Here is a 16,032-nt window from a genome sequence, read left to right as displayed (position 1 = left end):
TCCGTCCCTCCACCTGTCAGCGGTCCGCCGTGCGGGCCCGGAGCGCCCGGGCCACGCCGTCGCGGTTCTCGAGCATCATGCGCCGCAAAGCCGCGCTCTCCGGCGGCAGGGACGCCAGGAAGCCGTCCGTCCGGTCCACGGTGGCCTGCGTGGTGAGCAGGGCGGGGTACAGTCCGACGACGATCTGCTGGGCGAGTGCGTGCGTACGCGTTGCGACGATGCCCGGGACAGCGGCGAAGTATTTTTCGGAGTACGGTTCCAGCAGCGTCCTGTCCAGAACCCGCATGAACCCGGTCACGGCCGAGCCCTGCAGGGCGTTGGACAGTTCGCCCTTCACCACAATCGACTCCCAGGCCGCGGCCTTGGCGTCCGCGGTGGGGATGGCGGCCTTGGCCAGCGCTGCCGCGTTCTGGCCGCTGGCCGTGTTGTCCCGCTCCAGTTCGGCGTCGATGTCGCGCTGGCCCAGCCGTCCGCCGGCCACGAGTGAGGCCACGAGTTCCCAGCGGAGGTCCTGGTCCACGGTGAGGCCATCCAGGGTGAGGGACCCGTCCAGCAGCCCCGCCACCCGGTCCAGCTGGGAGTCACTGCCGGCCAGCAGTGCAAAGGACTTCACGAACTGCAGCTGCGCGTCGGAGCCGCCAGCTACCTCCTGTGCGAGGTCCCAGAGACGGTCCACCGCGGCCCGGGTTGTCGCTTCCCGGTGTTCTTCGGCAACGTAGAAGTTGAGCGTGGTAGCCAGCTGGCGGAGCTGGACCAGGATCACCGATGAGTCCGTTTCCGCTGCGACGTTGGACAGGACCAGCTCCACGTACTGCCGGGCGGGGGTTTCGCCGTCGCGGGCTGCGTCCCAGGCCGAGTTCCAGACGAGCGTGCGCGGCAGGCTCTCCTTGAAGTCCTTCAGGTGGGCGGTTGCAGTGGCCAGCGACGCCGGGTCGAGGCGTACCTTGGCATAGGCAAGGTCGTCGTCGTTGACCAGGATGAGGTCCGGCTGCTTGAGCCCAACGAGGGAGGGTACGTCCGTCCGTTCGCCGTCGACGTCCAGTTCCTCGCGGTGGACGCGCACCAGCTTGCCGTCGGCGTCGAGGTTGTAGAAGCCCACCGCGAGCCGGTGCGGCCGGATGGTTGGCCAGTCATCGACCGCGGTCTGGACGATCGAGAAGGAGCGCAGCGTGCCGTCGGCGTCCGCCTCCAGTTCCGGCGTGAGCGTGTTGACGCCGGCGGTTTCCAGCCACTGGCGGCCCCAGCTGTCCAGGTCCCTGCCGCTGGCCTTTTCGAGCTCCACCATCAGGTCACGCAGCTCGGTGTTGGCCCAGGAGTGCTTGGCAAAGTACTCACGCACGCCGGCCATGAACTGTTCCGGGCCCACCCAGGCCACCAGTTGGCGCAGGACGGAGGCGCCCTTGGCATAGGTGATGCCGTCGAAGTTCACCTCGACATCCTGAAGGTCATTGATCTCGGCGAAGATCGGGTGCGTGGTGGGCAGCTGGTCCTGCCGGTACGCCCACGATTTCTCCACCGACGCGAACGTGGTCCAGGCGCTGGTGAAGGAGGTGGCCTCGACGGCGGCCAGGTGGGACATGTATTCGGCGAACGACTCGTTGAGCCACAGGTCGTTCCACCAGCGCATGGTCACCAGGTCGCCGAACCACATGTGCGCCAGCTCGTGGAGCACTGTGATGGCGCGGCGTTCGATCTGCGCCCCGGTGACCTTGCTGCGGAACACATAGCCTTCGAGGATGGTGACGGCACCGGCGTTCTCCATGGCGCCGGCGTTGAACTCCGGCACGAACAGCTGGTCGTACTTCTCGAACGGGTAGGGGCAGCCGAACTGGGCCTCGAAGAACCCGAAGCCCTGCCGCGTCAGCTCGAAGATGTTGTCCGCGTCGAGGTATTGCATGAGGGACTTGCGGGCAAAGACGCCCAGGGGGATGACGCGGCCGTCGGAGCTGGCCACCTCGCTGCGGACGGACTGGTACGGGCCGGCGATCAGGGCGGTCACGTAGGAGGACAGCCTCGGGGTCGGGGCGAAGGTCCACACGGAGCGTGCGCCGCCGTCGTCACCGGGCGCGGCCTCCCCGGGCACGGGAGTGGGGGAGTTGGAAATGACGTCCCAATGCGACGGCGCCGTGATGGTGAACGCGAACGTGGCCTTCAGGTCCGGTTGCTCGAAGACGGCGAACATCCGGCGGGAATCGGGGACCTCGAACTGCGTGTACAGGTACACCTCGTTGTCCACGGGGTCGACGAAGCGGTGCAGGCCTTCGCCGGTGTTCATGTAGGGGGCATCGGCAACGACCGTCAGCTCATTCTGCCCAGCCAGGTCCGGCAGCTGGATCCGCACTCCGTCGGAAACCGTTGCGGGGTCCAGGCTGCGGCCGTTGAGCGTCACGCTGTGCACGGTGCGGGTCACCGCGTCAATGAAGGTGTCCGCGCCGGGCACTGCGCTGAAGCGCACGGTGGTGGTGCTGCCGAACACCTCGCTTCCGCGGGTCAGGTCCAGGCTGACCTCATAGGAGTCAACGGTGATCAGTTCAGCGCGGTCACGCGCTTCGGCGCGCGTCAGGTTCATGCCTGGCAAGGATTACCTCCAGAGAAAGGGACTGCTGCCGTGGCTGGCGGTGCCCAGCCCGGCTCCTGACCATTCTTGCACTGCCGGGACGGTGGCATGTTGCACGGCTCACACCGGCACGGCTTCCCCCGGCCGGGCGCCGCCCGGCAGGGGTAGCGTTAATCCATGGCAAAGTTTCTGGACTCGGTGGACGCCAGGGCGCTGCGGTTCGCCGTCGGCTTCCCGGTGGTCCTCGCCGGCGCCTTCGCGTTCTGCGCCTTCCTGCTCCGGCGCGACCTTCCCGAGCCGCTCGCCGTTTTCTGGACGCACGACGGCGGAGCGGCCTTCGCCCCGTTCGGCGCCTACGTGGGCGGCGGCTCGGCCATGATCCTCGCCGCGGGCTGGCTGGTCCTCTCCCAGGCGTTGCCTTTGAGCCGGCCGACGCTGATGCGACGCATCATGATGGGCCTGGGACTGTTCGTGAGCCTGTTCGTGACCGCAGTCCTGGCCGCCGGGCTGGTGGGCCAGGCGGGCGTGGCGGATGCCCGTGACTCGCACGTCGACCTGACGGTCCTCGCCCTGGGCAGCGGTGCGGCGGTCTCCCTGGGCGTCACCCTGGCGTTCGTCTACAAGGCCGACCAGCACTGGTCCGTGGAGGACGACAAGGCACTGCAGCACGCCGTCACCAGCGAAACCGACCCCGATCTGCCCGGCGACACCATCCGGCTGTGGGTGCACGCCCGCAGCTCGGTCTTTGTCATGATCGGCATCGCCTCGCTCCTTCCCGCCGCCCTGCTGGCCATCGCCCTGCCGTGGCTGGGCGGCCTCCTGGTCCTGCTGGCCATGGTGGGGGCAGCCTTCCTGATAGCCAGGGTCACAGCCGACCGGCAGGGATTGAAGGTGCTGCTGGCAGGCGTCGTGCCGGTGATGGATGTACCCGCCGGCACCATCAGGGCCGCCAGCGCCGCGGAGGTAAGGGCCGCGGACTATGGCGGCTGGGGCTACCGGCACCACGGCGGCACCGAGGCGATGCTGGTGGGGAGCGGGCCCGCCGTCGTCGTCAGCAAAACCGACGGCAGGAGCCTGGCCGTCAGCGGCGGCAGCCAGGCGACCGCCGTGCGCCTCGCCGAGGTCCTCACCCGCGTGGCCGCCCGGGCACGCAAGGGCGGCGGCCCGTCATCAGGCGGCCAGCCGCCCGGGTCCTAGTATCCTTGTCCGTGTTGTTTCCCCGCGCCGGCGCCCACCTTGCCGGCCGCCAACGCCGCCACGACGAACGGAATCTGCACGTGACTTCTTCCCCTTCCTTCCCGCGGGTCCACATCGCCACCGACCACGCCGGAATGGAGCTCAGCGCCCACCTGGTATCCCACCTCACCGCCAAGGGCTACGAGGTAGTGGACCACGGTCCCAAGGTCTACGACGCCCAGGACGACTACCCGTCCTTCTGCATCAACGCCGCCCTCGCTGTCGTGGCCGACCAGCAGGCGGGCGTCCACGCCCTGGGCATTGTCCTGGGCGGATCGGGCAACGGCGAACAGATTGCCGCCAACAAGGTCAAGGGAGTCCGGGCCGCCCTCGCCTGGAACCTTTCCACCGCCACCCTGGCGCGTGAGCACAACGACGCCAACGTCGTGGCGGTGGGCGGACGCCAGCACTCGGTGGAGGAAGCCACCGGGCTCATCGAGGCGTTCCTGGCCGAACCGTTCAGCAATGATGAACGGCACGTCCGCCGGATCGGCAAGATCGCCGCCTACGAAACCACCGGTGAGGTCATCGAGTAGTGCCTGAAGGCCATTCCGTCCGCCGCCTGGCCCGCCAGTTCGGCGACGTATTCACCGGTGAGCAGCTTGCGGTCTCCAGTCCGCAGGGCAGGTTCGCTGCGGGGGCGGCGCTGCTGGACGGGCACACCATGGCGTCAGCCGAGGCCCACGGCAAGCACCTGTTCCTCCACTTCGACAATGCCCTGGTGCTGCACGTGCATCTTGGCCTGTACGGCGCCTGGAGCTTCGGCGGTGACAGCACCTTCACCGGTTCCTCCAGCATCGGAGCGCCGCGCCGGGTGGGGGAGAAGGAAGCTTTCGCGGAGGGCGACGCCGATACCTCCTATGCCGGGCCCCCTCCGCCCGTGGGCGCGGTCAGGGTGCGCCTGACCGGCCGCCACGGGTGGGCGGACCTCCGCGGGGCCACCACCTGCGAAACCATCACCGCGGCGGAAGCCGACGCCGTGCTGGCCCGGCTGGGTCCCGACCCGCTGCGCAACCTGCGCGGCGACGCGGGCCGCTTCGCCCGGAACCTGCGCAGCCGCAAGACCCCCGTGGCCGCGCTGCTCATGGACCAGAAGGTGATTGCCGGCGTCGGGAACGTCTACCGGGCCGAGGTCCTGTTCCGCCGCCGCCTCGACCCCTGGCTGCCGGGGACGGATGTGCCGGAACCCGCGGCAAGGAACCTGTGGCGCGACGTCGTCAGCGTCATGGGCGACGGCGTTGCCGACGGAAGGATCATCACCACCCCGCCCAAGTACTGGAAGTTCGGCGGCAGCACGGCCGCCAAAGCGGCCAAGGCCGGCCTGGAGGTTCCGGCCAGGAGCGGCAGCTTCCCGGCAGGGGAGGACGCCCACTATGTGTACAAGCGGCAAGGATTGCCGTGCCGGGTCTGCCGCACCCTGGTGCTGACCGCGGAGCTGGCCGGCCGGAACCTGTACTGGTGCCCCTTCTGCCAGCGGGAGTAGGGGCGGAACCGCACGCCGGTGGACGTTGAGGGCTTAACAAGCAAAGGGACCCCCGTGACGGGGTCCCTTTGCGGTGGAGGGGACGACGGGAATCGAACCCGCGTAATCAGTTTGGAAGACTGAGGCTTTACCATTAAGCTACGTCCCCGAGAGAAGATCCTGCACCGATGTTCCGGAGCGCTTTCTTCGGGCTGGCTGTCCAAGCCGGATATAACTAAACCTAATCCATGGCCTACGTGTCAAATGTGCAATCGCGACGCGTATCACCGTAGACTTGCCTGTGCACTTACGGGGTGTAGCTCAGCTTGGCTAGAGCGCCTGCTTTGGGAGCAGGAAGTCGCAGGTTCAAATCCTGTCACCCCGACTCTGCGGCCCGGCCGGTCGGATCGGGCAGGAACGTTGCGTTGTGCAGAAACCCATCCCACAAACCCAGGAGTACTTAGACCGTGAAGAGCGCTGTCGAGAACCTCACCCCCACGCGGGTCAAGCTCAATGTTGAGGTTCCCTTTGAGGAACTGAAGCCCAGCATCGACTCGGCATACAAGACTGTTGCCTCTCAGATCCAGGTTCCTGGGTTCCGCAAGGGCAAGGTGCCGTCCCGGATCATCGACCAGCGCGTCGGCCGTGGCTATGTCCTGGAGACCGCCATCAACGACGGCCTCAACGGCTGGTACCAGGCTGCCGTCGTCGAATCCGGCATCCGCCCGCTGAGCCGTCCCGAGGTCGAGATCACCGAGGTTCCGGACCCCTCCGCCACCGACGGCGGCCTGAAGTTCGCTGCCGAGGTTGACGTCCGCCCCGAGATCGAGCTGCCCGACTACGCCGGCATCAAGGTCGAGGTTGCAGCGGCAGAGTCCTCCGAAGCAGACGTGGACAAGGCCCTGGACGAACTGCGCGGCCGCTTCGGCACGCTCAAGTCCGTTGACCGCCCGGCTGCCGACGGCGATTTCCTGACCATCGACATCACCGCCACCATCGACGGCGAAGAGGTTGACTCCGCTGCCGGCCTGTCCTACCAGGTGGGCGCCGGCACCATGCTCGAAGGCATGGACGAGGCTGTCACCGGCCTCAGCGCCGACGAGGACGCCATCTTCAACACCACCCTGGTGGGCGGCGACCACGCCGGTGAAGAAGCACAGGTGAAGGTTGTGGTCAAGGCCGTCAAGGAGCGCGAGCTGCCTGAGGCCAACGACGACTTCGCCCAGCTGGCCTCCGAGTTCGACACCCTGGCCGAGCTCCGCGAGGACCTCGCCAAGCAGGCCGCCGACTCCAAGATCGTGGAGCAGGGCGTTGAAGCACGCGACAAGGTGCTGGACAAGCTCGTTGAGCTCGTCGAGGTTCCGGTTCCGGACAGCGTCGTCGAAGAGCAGCTCGAAGCCCACTTCAAGGAGGGCAACGGCCACGGCGACGGCGAGCACGACACCGAGGAGCACCGTGAGGAAGTCCGCGCCAACACGGCCCGCGCCTTCCAGAACGAGATCATCCTCGACGCCATCGCCGAGAAGGAAGAAGTCAACGTCAGCCAGAACGAGCTGATCGACTACATCGTCTCCACCGCCAGCCAGTACGGCATGGACCCCAACCAGTTCGCCCAAATCATCGACCAGAGCGGCCAGGTGCCCATGATGGTCTCCGAGGTCCGCCGCCGCAAGGCACTGGCCGTCGTCCTGGGCCAGGCCACCGTGACCGACACCGAAGGCAACGCTGTCGACCTGAGCGACTTCGTGCGCCCCGGCGGCGAAGAGGAAGCCCCCGCCGCTGAGGCAGAGGCCGCCGACGCCGAGGCAGTCGAAGCCGACGCTGAGGCCGCCGCCGGCGACGAGAAGGCAGAGGCCAAGGCCTAGCCTGCAGCCAAATGCGCACACGGCCCCCGGATCCACCGATCCGGGGGCCGTTCGCGTTGAAACACCCCCGTGGGGCCGCGGCCCGGCCATCGTGCGCCGTCAGCGAACAGCCGCTGGGACGCGAACAAAATGTCGGTGAAACCGGTTAGTGTCCAAGTAGTGATTTTCAGTGATGTCACCGTCACCAGCGAGAGGTAAGTAACCATGTCACAGCACCAAGAGGCCCCCCGGATGGCGACCGTCGATCCTGCAGCCCAGGACAACTACATTTACAACCGACTCCTGAAGGAGCGCATCATCTGGCTCGGCTCGGAGGTGCGTGACGACAATGCGAACGCCATCTGCTCGCAGCTGCTCCTCCTCTCCGCTGAGAACCCTGAAAAGGACATCTACCTCTACATCAACTCGCCCGGCGGGTCCGTGACGGCAGGCATGGCCATCTACGACACCATGCAGTTCATCCCCAACGACGTGGTCACCGTGGCAACCGGCCTCGCTGCGTCCATGGGGCAGTTCCTGCTCTCCTCCGGCACCAAGGGCAAGCGCTATGCCACCCCGAACGCCCGCGTCCTGATGCACCAGCCTTCCGGCGGCATCGGCGGCACCGCCTCGGACATCAAGATCCAGGCCGAGCTGATCCTGCACATGAAGAAGGTCATGGCGGAGTTGACCGCCGAACAGACCGGCCAGACCGTGGAAACCATCCTCAAGGACAACGACCGCGACAAGTGGTTCACGGCCACCGAAGCCCTGGAGTACGGCTTCTTCGACAAGATCGCCGCCCACGCGGGCTCCGTCTCCGGCGGCGGCGGAACGTCCAACGGCTCCGGCCCGTCGGCTTCCGAGAACTAATATCCCCGGCAACCAGAACCCTTTTCGATCAGGAGCAATGACAATGAACTACAACTTCGGGTGGTCCGCCGGTAATCTTCCGTCCAGCCGCTACGTCCTGCCGCAGTTCGAGGAACGCACACCCTACGGCTTCAAGCGCCAGGATCCGTACACCAAGCTGTTCGAGGACCGCATCATCTTCCTGGGCGTCCAGGTTGATGACGCCTCCGCTGACGACATCATGGCCCAGCTGCTGGTGCTCGAGTCCACCGACCCGGACCGTGACATCACGCTCTACATCAACTCGCCCGGCGGCTCGTTCACCGCGATGACCGCCATCTACGACACCATGCAGTACATCCGCCCGGAGATCCAGACCGTGTGCCTGGGCCAGGCGGCCAGCGCGGCGGCCGTCCTGCTGGCTGCCGGTACCCCCGGCAAGCGGCTGGCACTGCCCAACGCACGCGTCCTGATCCACCAGCCGGCCCTCTCCGGCGGCCAGGGCGGCCAGGCCTCCGACCTGGAGATCCAGGCCGCCGAGGTCATGCGGATGCGGTCGTGGCTTGAGGACACCCTGGCCCACCACTCCGGACGGACGTCCGAGCAGGTCAACAACGACATCGAGCGGGACAAGATCCTCACCGCGGAAGAGGCCCACGCCTACGGGCTCATCGACCAGGTCCTGGATTCCCGGAAGATCAAGCCGCAGGCCATCACCAGGTAGCAGTACCTCGAGGCCGGCAGGGCCAGTTCATTTTGGCCCTGCCGGCCTTTTCCTTCCACCCTTGGGAGCCAATGTGACCTAGAGTGGAAGTTGTCACAAACCGGCCCGAACGGTCCGGTGAAGATTCCAGCAACGGTGCAAGCTGCCAGGCAGCAGGATACTAAGGGGTTCACATATGGCTCGGATTGGCGAGAGCACGGATCTGCTGAAGTGCTCTTTCTGCGGAAAGAGCCAGAAGCAGGTGCGCAAGCTCATAGCCGGGCCCGGTGTCTACATCTGCGATGAATGCATCGAACTGTGCAACGAGATCATCGAAGAGGAACTCGCGGAAGTCGCCGACCTCGGAAGCTTCGAACTGCCCAAGCCTCGGGAGATCTTCGACTTCCTGCAGGAATATGTCATCGGCCAGGAACCTGCCAAACGGTCCCTCGCCGTCGCCGTCTACAACCACTACAAGCGCATCCAGGCCGGGCACGCACCCAAATCGGGCAACCTCGGCGACGGCGGCCACCACGACGACGTGGAAATCGCCAAGTCGAACATCTTGCTCATCGGGCCCACCGGCTGCGGAAAGACCTACCTGGCGCAGACCCTCGCACGCCGCCTCAACGTTCCTTTCGCGGTAGCGGACGCCACCGCCCTCACCGAGGCCGGATACGTGGGCGAGGACGTGGAGAACATCCTGCTCAAGCTCATCCAGGCCGCGGACTACGACGTCAAGAAGGCCGAGCAGGGCATCATCTACATCGACGAGATCGACAAGATCTCGCGGAAGAGCGAAAACCCCTCCATCACCCGCGATGTTTCCGGCGAAGGCGTCCAGCAGGCGCTGCTGAAGATCCTCGAGGGGACGGTCGCGTCCGTGCCGCCGCAGGGCGGACGCAAGCACCCGCACCAGGAATTCATCCAGATCGACACCACCAACGTGCTGTTCATCGTTGCGGGGGCGTTCGCCGGCCTCGAGGAAATCATCGGTTCCCGGTCCGGCCGGAAGGGCATCGGCTTCGGTGCGCCGCTTAACGAGGCCAGCAAGAAAGTCGATTCCTACGGCGAAGTCATGCCGGAGGACCTGCTGAAGTTCGGCCTGATCCCGGAGTTCATCGGACGCCTCCCGGTTATCACCACCGTGTCCAACCTGGACCGGGACGCCCTGATCCAGATCCTCTCCACACCCAAGAACGCGCTGGTGAAGCAGTACCAGAAGATGTTCCAGATCGACGGCGTGGAACTCGTCTTCGACGACGGAGCCCTGGAAGCCATCGCGGACCAGGCCCTGGAACGCGGCACCGGCGCCCGCGGCCTGCGCGCCATCCTCGAGGAAGTGCTGCTGCCGGTCATGTTCGACCTCCCCAGCCGCGAGGACGTGGCCAGCGTGGTGATCACCGATGCCGTGGTCCTCCGTGGCGCCGAACCCACCATGATCCCGCACGTCACCAAGCGGCGTAAGTCTGCCTGAACACCACCACGCCCCACCGCCGCCGCGGTACCCGTTGCCGCAGCGCGCACCGACGCCCCAGCTGAAGGATGAACCATGACTGAAACCGCCAAGAACCGGGCCGACTTCTGGTTTGATCCGCTCTGCCCGTTCGCCTGGATCACCTCACGCTGGATCGGCGAGGTCGAGGGCGTCCGGGACATTGACACCGTCTGGCACGTCATGAGCCTCGCCGTCCTGAACGAGGGCCGCGAACTCGACCCCGATTACCGCAAGTCCATGGACAACGCGTGGGGAATGGTCCGCGTCATCATCGCCGCCCAGCAGGAGCACGGCGACGCCGTGGTCAAGGAACTGTACGATGCCATGGGCACCCTGATCCACGAGGGCGGCGAAAAGGACCGCTCGGTCGTGATCACCAAGGCCCTCGCCGACTGCGGGCTCCCGGCAACCCTGGCAGCCGCCGCCGACACCGACGCCTACGACGAACGCCTCCGGGCCAGCCATGAAGAAGGCATTTCGCTGGTCGGCCAGGACGTGGGAACCCCGGTGGTCGCATTCAACGGTACGGCCTTCTTCGGCCCGGTCCTGACCCGCATCCCGCGCGGGGAGGAAGCCGGCCGGCTCTGGGACGCCACCACGGCGATCGCCGCCTACCCGCACTTCTTCGAGCTGAAGCGCAGCCGGACGGAACAGCCGGAATTCGACTGACCACATCCCGCCGCACGGCCCCGGGGCCCCGGAGAAACTACTGCCATGTAGTTCTTCCGGGGCCCTTGTGCTGCACTGCGGGCAGGACAACAATAGTTCTTACCCACTTCGAAAGAAGAGGGACGCAGGAACCAAAGATTCAGTGAAATGTATTCGACGCAGCCTTTGGCAAAGCCGAAAACAAGCTACCGGTGACGCGGTAGGAAGACCTGCAAGTCCACGGATCCTGCCAGACCATCAAGACGTCACCGGATGGCCGAAAAAGTCGAAGCCCCACCAACGGCAAAACGCTGATGGGGCTTCCCCTTTGCCCGGAAACCGGGGCAACCGGCTTTAGACTGCCGCGGGCTCCTCAGGAGCTGCCAAGGCAACATCGGTGACGCTGAGCTCACCGTCCCCCACCACCAAGGTGATCTCCCGGGCATTGGACGCGGCCTTGAGGTCGGACAGGCCGGCCTTCAACTGCACCGTCAGGGACTCGGGAGCGGTGATGGTCGCGGACAGGACCTCGGTGCGCTGCTTGACCTTGGCCTCGGACTTTGCCTTGCGAACCCCGCTCAGGGCGGTGCCCACGGTGGCCAGCATGGTGGTGTCACCGTCCACGGCCACCCCGGCCGGCCACTCGGCCCGGTGCACGGAACCGGCACGCCACCAGCTCCACACCTCCTCCGTGGCGAACGGCAGGAACGGCGCGAACAGGCGCAGCAGCGTATCCAGCGTGGTGGCCAGGGCAGCCAGGACAGACGCCTGCTCCGCCTCGCCCGCCGCACCATAGGCGCGGTCCTTGATCAGCTCGACGTAATCGTCCGTGAACTGCCAGAAGAACGTCTCGGTCAGCTGCAGGGCACGGGCGTAGTCGTAGTTGTCGAACGCCTTGGTGGACTGCGCCACAACCTCGGCCAGCTGGGCCAGCAGGGCACGGTCAAGCTGGTTGGTCAGCACCGACAGGTCGCCGGACACCACCGAATTCTCGGTGGCACCTAGGTTGAGCACAAACTTCGAGGCGTTCAGGAGCTTGATGGCCAGCCGGCGGCCGATCTTCATCTGCGCGATTTCGTAGGCAGTGTCTGCGCCCAGGCGCGCAGAAGCGGCCCAGTAACGGACAGCGTCCGAGCCGTACTCGTTCAGGACATCGGTGGGAACCACCACGTTGCCCTTGGACTTGGACATCTTCTTCCGGTCCGGGTCGAGGATCCAGCCGGAGATCGCCGCATGCTTCCACGGAGCCGTGCCCTGCAGCGCGTCCGCGCGGACCGCCGAGGAAAACAGCCAGGTGCGGATGATGTCGTGGCCCTGCGGGCGCAGGTCGAACGGGAAGACCTTGCCGAACAGGTCCTCATCCCGGCTCCAGCCACCGACGATCTGCGGGGTCAGCGACGACGTTGCCCACGTGTCCAGCACATCGGCGTCGCCGGTGAAACCGTTGGGCTGGTCACGCTGGGATTCCCCGTACCCGGGGGCGGCGTCCGCTGCGGGGTCAACCGGGAGCATGTCGTCGGACGGCAGGATTGGGTTGTCGTAGTCCGGGTTGCCCTGGGCGTCGAGCGGGTACCAGACGGGGATCGGCACGCCGAAGAAGCGCTGCCGGGAGACCAGCCAGTCGCCGTTGAGGCCGGCGATCCAGTTTTCGTAGCGTGACCGCATGAAGGACGGGTGGAAGTCGATCTCCTGTCCGCGGCTGATCAGCCGTTCGCGGCGGTCCTCGTCCCGGCCGCCGTTGCGGATGTACCACTGGCGTGAGGTGACCACTTCGAGGGGCTTGTCGCCCTTTTCAAAGAAGTTCACCGGGTGGGTGATCTTCTTCGGCTCGCCGTCCAGCAGGCCTGCGGCGTCCAGGAGTTCCACCACGGCTTCCTTGGCCGAGAAGGCGGTCTTCCCGGCGATGGCGGCGTAGGCTTCCTTGCCCGCCCCGGTAGTGATCCATTCGGGGGTGTCGGCAATGATCCTGCCGTCACGGCCCATGATGGCCCGGGTGGGCAGCTGCAGTTCCCGCCACCAGGTCACGTCGGTCAGGTCACCGAAGGTGCACACCATCGCAATGCCGGAGCCCTTGTCGGCCTTGGCCAGGGGGTGGGCCTTGACCTCAAGCTCGACGTCGAACAGGGGCGAACGCACCGTCTTGCCGAACAGCGGCTGGTACCGTTCGTCGTCGGGGTTTGCCACCAGCGCCGCGCAGGCGGCCAGGAGCTCCGGACGGGTGGTCTCGATGAAGACCTTCCCGCCGTCCTCCGTGAAGAACGGGTACCGGTAGTAGGCGCCGGGAACCTCGCGGTCCTCCAGTTCGGCCTGGGCCACGGCGGTGCGGAACGTCACATCCCACAACGTCGGTGCCTCGGCCATGTACGCGTCGCCCGCGGCGAGGTTGGCCAGGAAGGCACGCTGGGACACTGCGCGGGAGGTGTCGTCGATGGTCCGGTAGGTCAGGTTCCAGTCGACGGACAGGCCCAACGTCTGGAACAGGTTCTCGAAGACCTGTTCGTCCTCGACGGGCAGTTCCTCGCAGAGTTCAATGAAGTTCTGCCGGGACACCACGTCGAAGTCGCGCTGGTTCTTGGCCGGCTGCGCCGGGGGCCGGTAATCCGCGTTGTAGGGGATGGCCGGATCGCAACGGACACCGTAGTAGTTCTGCACCCGGCGTTCGGTGGGCAGGCCGTTGTCGTCCCAGCCCATCGGGTAGAAGACGTTCTTGCCGGTCATGCGCATGTAGCGCGCCTGCACGTCGGTCTGGGTGAACGAGAACATGTGGCCCACGTGCAGCGAGCCGGACGCCGTCGGCGGGGGAGTGTCGATCGAGTAGACCTGCTCCCGGGTGGTGTCCGGGTTGAACCGGTAGGTTCCTTCGGACAGCCACCGCTGCGTGAGCGCTGCTTCGAGGCCTTCGAGGGCCGGCTTGTCCGGAACGTTGATGGGGGTGGTGGTGGGCGTGTCTGTACCCTGCGTGTCTTCAGCCATTAGGCAATTCTTTCATGCTCTGTTCGGTCCCGCGGAACCTGGGCCCCGTGGCCGGCCGCATGACACTAAGGGACGGCCGCCCGGCACGGTGCGGAGCGCTGACGTTAGGGTGGTGCCATGACTGAGGATTCGCAGTACAACAAGGCAGCCCTGGTGACCGGCGCGAGCAGCGGGATTGGCGAAGCGACCGTCCGTGCCCTGCGGGCGGAGGGATGGACGGTGTTTGCCGTGGCCCGCCGTGCAGACCGGCTCGAGGCGCTGGCCGCGGAGACGGGCGCCACCGCCATCCCCGCGGACATCACGGAGGACGACGACGTGTCCCGGCTCCTGGACACGGTCACCGCTGCCGGCGGCATCGGAACGCTGGTCAACATCGCCGGCGGCGCCCGCGGAGCGGACAGGCTGGGCGACGCCGACACCGACGACTGGGAATGGATGTACCGGGTCAACGTCCTGGGCACCATGAAGCTGACCCGCGCCTTCCTCCCCATGCTGCGCGCCAACGGCGAAGGAACGGTGCTCAACCTGACCTCAACGGCCGCCATCGCCGCATATGAGGGCGGCGCCGGCTACAACGCCGCGAAGTTCGCCCAGCATGCCATGACCAACGCGCTGCGCCTTGAGGAAGTGGAAAACAACCTCCGCGTGATCGAGGTGGCGCCGGGCCTGGTGCAGACGGAGGAATTCGCCCTCAACCGGCTCGGTGACGCGCAGGCAGCGGACAAGGTCTACGAAGGCGTGGAAAAGCCGCTCACGGCGGGCGACGTGGCCGACGTCGTACGTTACGCCGTGAGCGTGCCGCACCACGTCAACCTGGACGAGATCGTCATCCGGCCCGTTGCCCAGGCAGCCAACCACAAGCTCATCAGGAAAGGCTGACGCCGCAGCAGGCCTTCGCAGCCCGGGGCCGCGGCCCCGCGCGGCAGTCAGGCGGCCGGGACAGCGAGGGTGGCCACGACAGCCGCATGGTCCGTCCCGGGAATCCGCTCCACGCCATAGCCGGTGCTGCCCACCCCGGGGCTGGTCACCAGGTGGTCGATGGCTATCCCCGGCAAGGGCTGGCCGTCCATGGGCCAGGTGGGGAGCAGCCGGGAACCGGACGCGGCGCCCACATCCACCAGTCCTCCTTCTCCGGCGCACAGCAGCCGGCGGAATTCCATATGGTCGTAGGTGGCATTGAAATCACCCATCAGCAGCCGGTGGCCGGGCCGGTCCGCCAACCGGGCCACCGCCTCAAGGTCGCTGCGCCATTGGCCCACCCTGGTATCAACCGGAGGCAGCGTGTGCACGCTGGTCACCTCGAGCACGGCGCGCGGTCCGCCTGCCCCGCCGCCGGCCACGAGCCTGACCGTCGGCATCAGGAACGGGGTGTCCGGCAGTACGCCCACCGGTTCGATCGGCCGGCTTGAATACACTGCGCTGCCGGCGCCGTCATCCGCGGGCCGGCTGATCCGGTAGGGAAGGGCCGCTGCCAGGCCCTCGTCCGCCAGGCGGTCCTGAAGGGCCTGGGTGTGTTCCTGGATGGCCAGGACGGCGATCCTCCGGTCCTTCACCAGGTCGACGATCGCGGCAGCGTCGGCGCGGCCAAACTGCGAATTGACGCTCATCACGTTCAGGTCCACCGTGGCCTGCTGCTGCCCGGCTGCGGAAACCGCCGGCGCTGCCGCGGCAGGCGGGGACGGGCGGGCGGCGTCCAAGGGAAACAGCCAGAACAGCTGGCACGCCAGCAACGCCGCGGCCAGCAGCCGCAGCCATCCCCGGCCGGCGGGAAACGACAGGAACAGTGCCAGCGCCGCCGGGACCGCCAGCCACGGTGTAAAGGCCAGCAGCTGGACCACCAGGACCGGCCATTCCAGCCCGACGGCGCGGAAAAAGGACAGCACCAGCACCGGCGCGGCGGCCAGGAGCGACAACCACGTGCACGCCATCCGAAGGCGCACGGGGGCCCGACGGCCGGAAGCAGTCATGGAAGTGAGTCTAGGCAATGCGGGCGCAGTCCCGAACGGCTGCCGCGCCTCCGGCCGGAACCGGTCCCGGGAATGGAAATGCAGGCGCACGCGATAGTAGACTCGTAAACGGCTACGACCCGGCAATCACCGGCGAGCTTCCGGAAGAACACGCAACCTGCCGCACCCGGCGGGCAGCGCCAGTAGAACCGGACGGGTAAGCCCGTCACAGCAGTAATGAGAGGCCGGTGCAGTGCCGTTCCATCCGGAACGCTCAGCGCCGGTAAGTGAGGTGGTACCGCGGTAAGCGTGC

General features: G+C 66.8%; 12 protein-coding genes and 2 tRNA genes. 10 read left to right on the top strand and 4 right to left on the bottom strand.

Translation table 11 applies throughout. The features are described 5' to 3' along the window. Positions 1 to 16 precede the first annotated feature (16 nt). On the bottom strand, positions 17 to 2,569 hold the full coding sequence (gene pepN, locus AS031_RS07845) for an aminopeptidase N (RefSeq protein WP_058267545.1): 2,553 nt from the start codon (positions 2,567 to 2,569) through the stop codon (positions 17 to 19). Between the two features lie 165 nt (positions 2,570 to 2,734). Between pepN and AS031_RS07840 the strand changes: the two genes are divergently transcribed. The 3 genes from AS031_RS07840 to AS031_RS07830 all read left to right on the top strand — a co-directional run bounded on the left by AS031_RS07840 (position 2,735) and on the right by AS031_RS07830 (position 5,276). Next, on the top strand, positions 2,735 to 3,754 hold the full coding sequence (locus AS031_RS07840) for a hypothetical protein (RefSeq protein WP_058267544.1): 1,020 nt from the start codon (positions 2,735 to 2,737) through the stop codon (positions 3,752 to 3,754). Between the two features lie 80 nt (positions 3,755 to 3,834). Further along, positions 3,835 to 4,329, top strand: coding sequence for a ribose-5-phosphate isomerase (locus AS031_RS07835; protein WP_058267543.1), 495 nt, complete (start codon positions 3,835 to 3,837; stop codon positions 4,327 to 4,329). Continuing rightward, on the top strand, positions 4,329 to 5,276 hold the full coding sequence (locus AS031_RS07830) for an Fpg/Nei family DNA glycosylase (protein ID WP_058267542.1): 948 nt from the start codon (positions 4,329 to 4,331) through the stop codon (positions 5,274 to 5,276). The genes AS031_RS07835 and AS031_RS07830 overlap by 1 nt, the downstream gene beginning before the upstream one ends. A 74-nt stretch (positions 5,277 to 5,350) precedes the next feature. Here the strand turns inward: AS031_RS07830 and AS031_RS07825 are convergent. After that, positions 5,351 to 5,424 (bottom strand) — tRNA-Gly (locus AS031_RS07825). Positions 5,425 to 5,565: 141 nt separating this feature from the next. Between AS031_RS07825 and AS031_RS07820 the strand changes: the two genes are divergently transcribed. The 6 genes from AS031_RS07820 to AS031_RS07795 all read left to right on the top strand — a co-directional run bounded on the left by AS031_RS07820 (position 5,566) and on the right by AS031_RS07795 (position 10,821). Next, positions 5,566 to 5,640, top strand: a tRNA-Pro gene (locus AS031_RS07820). A gap of 82 nt (positions 5,641 to 5,722) precedes the next feature. Next, a complete protein-coding gene (gene tig / locus AS031_RS07815) occupies positions 5,723 to 7,120 on the top strand; it encodes a trigger factor (RefSeq protein WP_058267541.1) in 1,398 nt (465 codons plus the stop codon). 231 nt (positions 7,121 to 7,351) lie between these two features. Beyond that, positions 7,352 to 7,972, top strand: a complete 621-nt coding sequence (locus AS031_RS07810; protein ID WP_058267540.1) for an ATP-dependent Clp protease proteolytic subunit — start codon at positions 7,352 to 7,354, stop codon at positions 7,970 to 7,972. 43 nt (positions 7,973 to 8,015) lie between these two features. Beyond that, the gene (locus AS031_RS07805) at positions 8,016 to 8,675 is read left to right on the top strand and encodes an ATP-dependent Clp protease proteolytic subunit (protein WP_058267539.1); all 660 of its coding nucleotides are present in this window, start codon (positions 8,016 to 8,018) and stop codon (positions 8,673 to 8,675) included. 175 nt (positions 8,676 to 8,850) lie between these two features. Beyond that, a complete protein-coding gene (gene clpX / locus AS031_RS07800; RefSeq protein ID WP_058267538.1) occupies positions 8,851 to 10,131 on the top strand; it encodes an ATP-dependent Clp protease ATP-binding subunit ClpX in 1,281 nt (426 codons plus the stop codon). Between the two features lie 75 nt (positions 10,132 to 10,206). Next, a complete protein-coding gene (locus AS031_RS07795) occupies positions 10,207 to 10,821 on the top strand; it encodes a mycothiol-dependent nitroreductase Rv2466c family protein (RefSeq protein ID WP_058267537.1) in 615 nt (204 codons plus the stop codon). A gap of 333 nt (positions 10,822 to 11,154) precedes the next feature. On the opposite strand, the gene valS is transcribed toward AS031_RS07795, so the two are convergent. After that, entirely contained in the window at positions 11,155 to 13,773 is a 2,619-nt protein-coding gene (gene valS, locus AS031_RS07790) for a valine--tRNA ligase (RefSeq protein WP_058267536.1), read from the bottom strand. A 117-nt stretch (positions 13,774 to 13,890) separates the two neighbouring features. Here valS and AS031_RS07785 point away from each other — a divergent pair, with 117 nt between their 5' ends. Further along, positions 13,891 to 14,652 (top strand): SDR family oxidoreductase, encoded by a 762-nt coding sequence (locus AS031_RS07785; RefSeq protein ID WP_058267535.1) that lies wholly within the window; start codon positions 13,891 to 13,893, stop codon positions 14,650 to 14,652. A 47-nt stretch (positions 14,653 to 14,699) separates the two neighbouring features. Here the strand turns inward: AS031_RS07785 and AS031_RS07780 are convergent, their stop codons facing one another. Beyond that, positions 14,700 to 15,740, bottom strand: coding sequence for an endonuclease/exonuclease/phosphatase family protein (locus AS031_RS07780; protein WP_058267534.1), 1,041 nt, complete (start codon positions 15,738 to 15,740; stop codon positions 14,700 to 14,702). Positions 15,741 to 16,032: the final 292 nt, after the last annotated feature.

It is taken from the genome of Pseudarthrobacter enclensis, from assembly GCF_001457025.1.
GTDB lineage: Bacteria > Actinomycetota > Actinomycetes > Actinomycetales > Micrococcaceae > Arthrobacter > Arthrobacter enclensis.
Note: the sequence above shows the minus strand (reverse complement) of the source record. Positions and strands in the feature narration are given on the sequence as shown.

What these genes read in the sequence shown, in the direction of transcription:
- pepN (WP_058267545.1), bottom strand. Translation starts at nt 2,569, where the DNA reads ATGAACCTGACGCGCGCCGAAGCGCGTGACCGCGCTGAACTGATCACC.
- clpX (WP_058267538.1), top strand. Translation starts at nt 8,851, where the DNA reads ATGGCTCGGATTGGCGAGAGCACGGATCTGCTGAAGTGCTCTTTCTGC.
- AS031_RS07810 (WP_058267540.1), top strand. Translation starts at nt 7,352, where the DNA reads ATGGCGACCGTCGATCCTGCAGCCCAGGACAACTACATTTACAACCGA.
- AS031_RS07840 (WP_058267544.1), top strand. Translation starts at nt 2,735, where the DNA reads ATGGCAAAGTTTCTGGACTCGGTGGACGCCAGGGCGCTGCGGTTCGCC.
- AS031_RS07795 (WP_058267537.1), top strand. Translation starts at nt 10,207, where the DNA reads ATGACTGAAACCGCCAAGAACCGGGCCGACTTCTGGTTTGATCCGCTC.
- AS031_RS07785 (WP_058267535.1), top strand. Translation starts at nt 13,891, where the DNA reads ATGACTGAGGATTCGCAGTACAACAAGGCAGCCCTGGTGACCGGCGCG.
- AS031_RS07805 (WP_058267539.1), top strand. Translation starts at nt 8,016, where the DNA reads ATGAACTACAACTTCGGGTGGTCCGCCGGTAATCTTCCGTCCAGCCGC.
- AS031_RS07780 (WP_058267534.1), bottom strand. Translation starts at nt 15,740, where the DNA reads ATGACTGCTTCCGGCCGTCGGGCCCCCGTGCGCCTTCGGATGGCGTGC.
- valS (WP_058267536.1), bottom strand. Translation starts at nt 13,773, where the DNA reads ATGGCTGAAGACACGCAGGGTACAGACACGCCCACCACCACCCCCATC.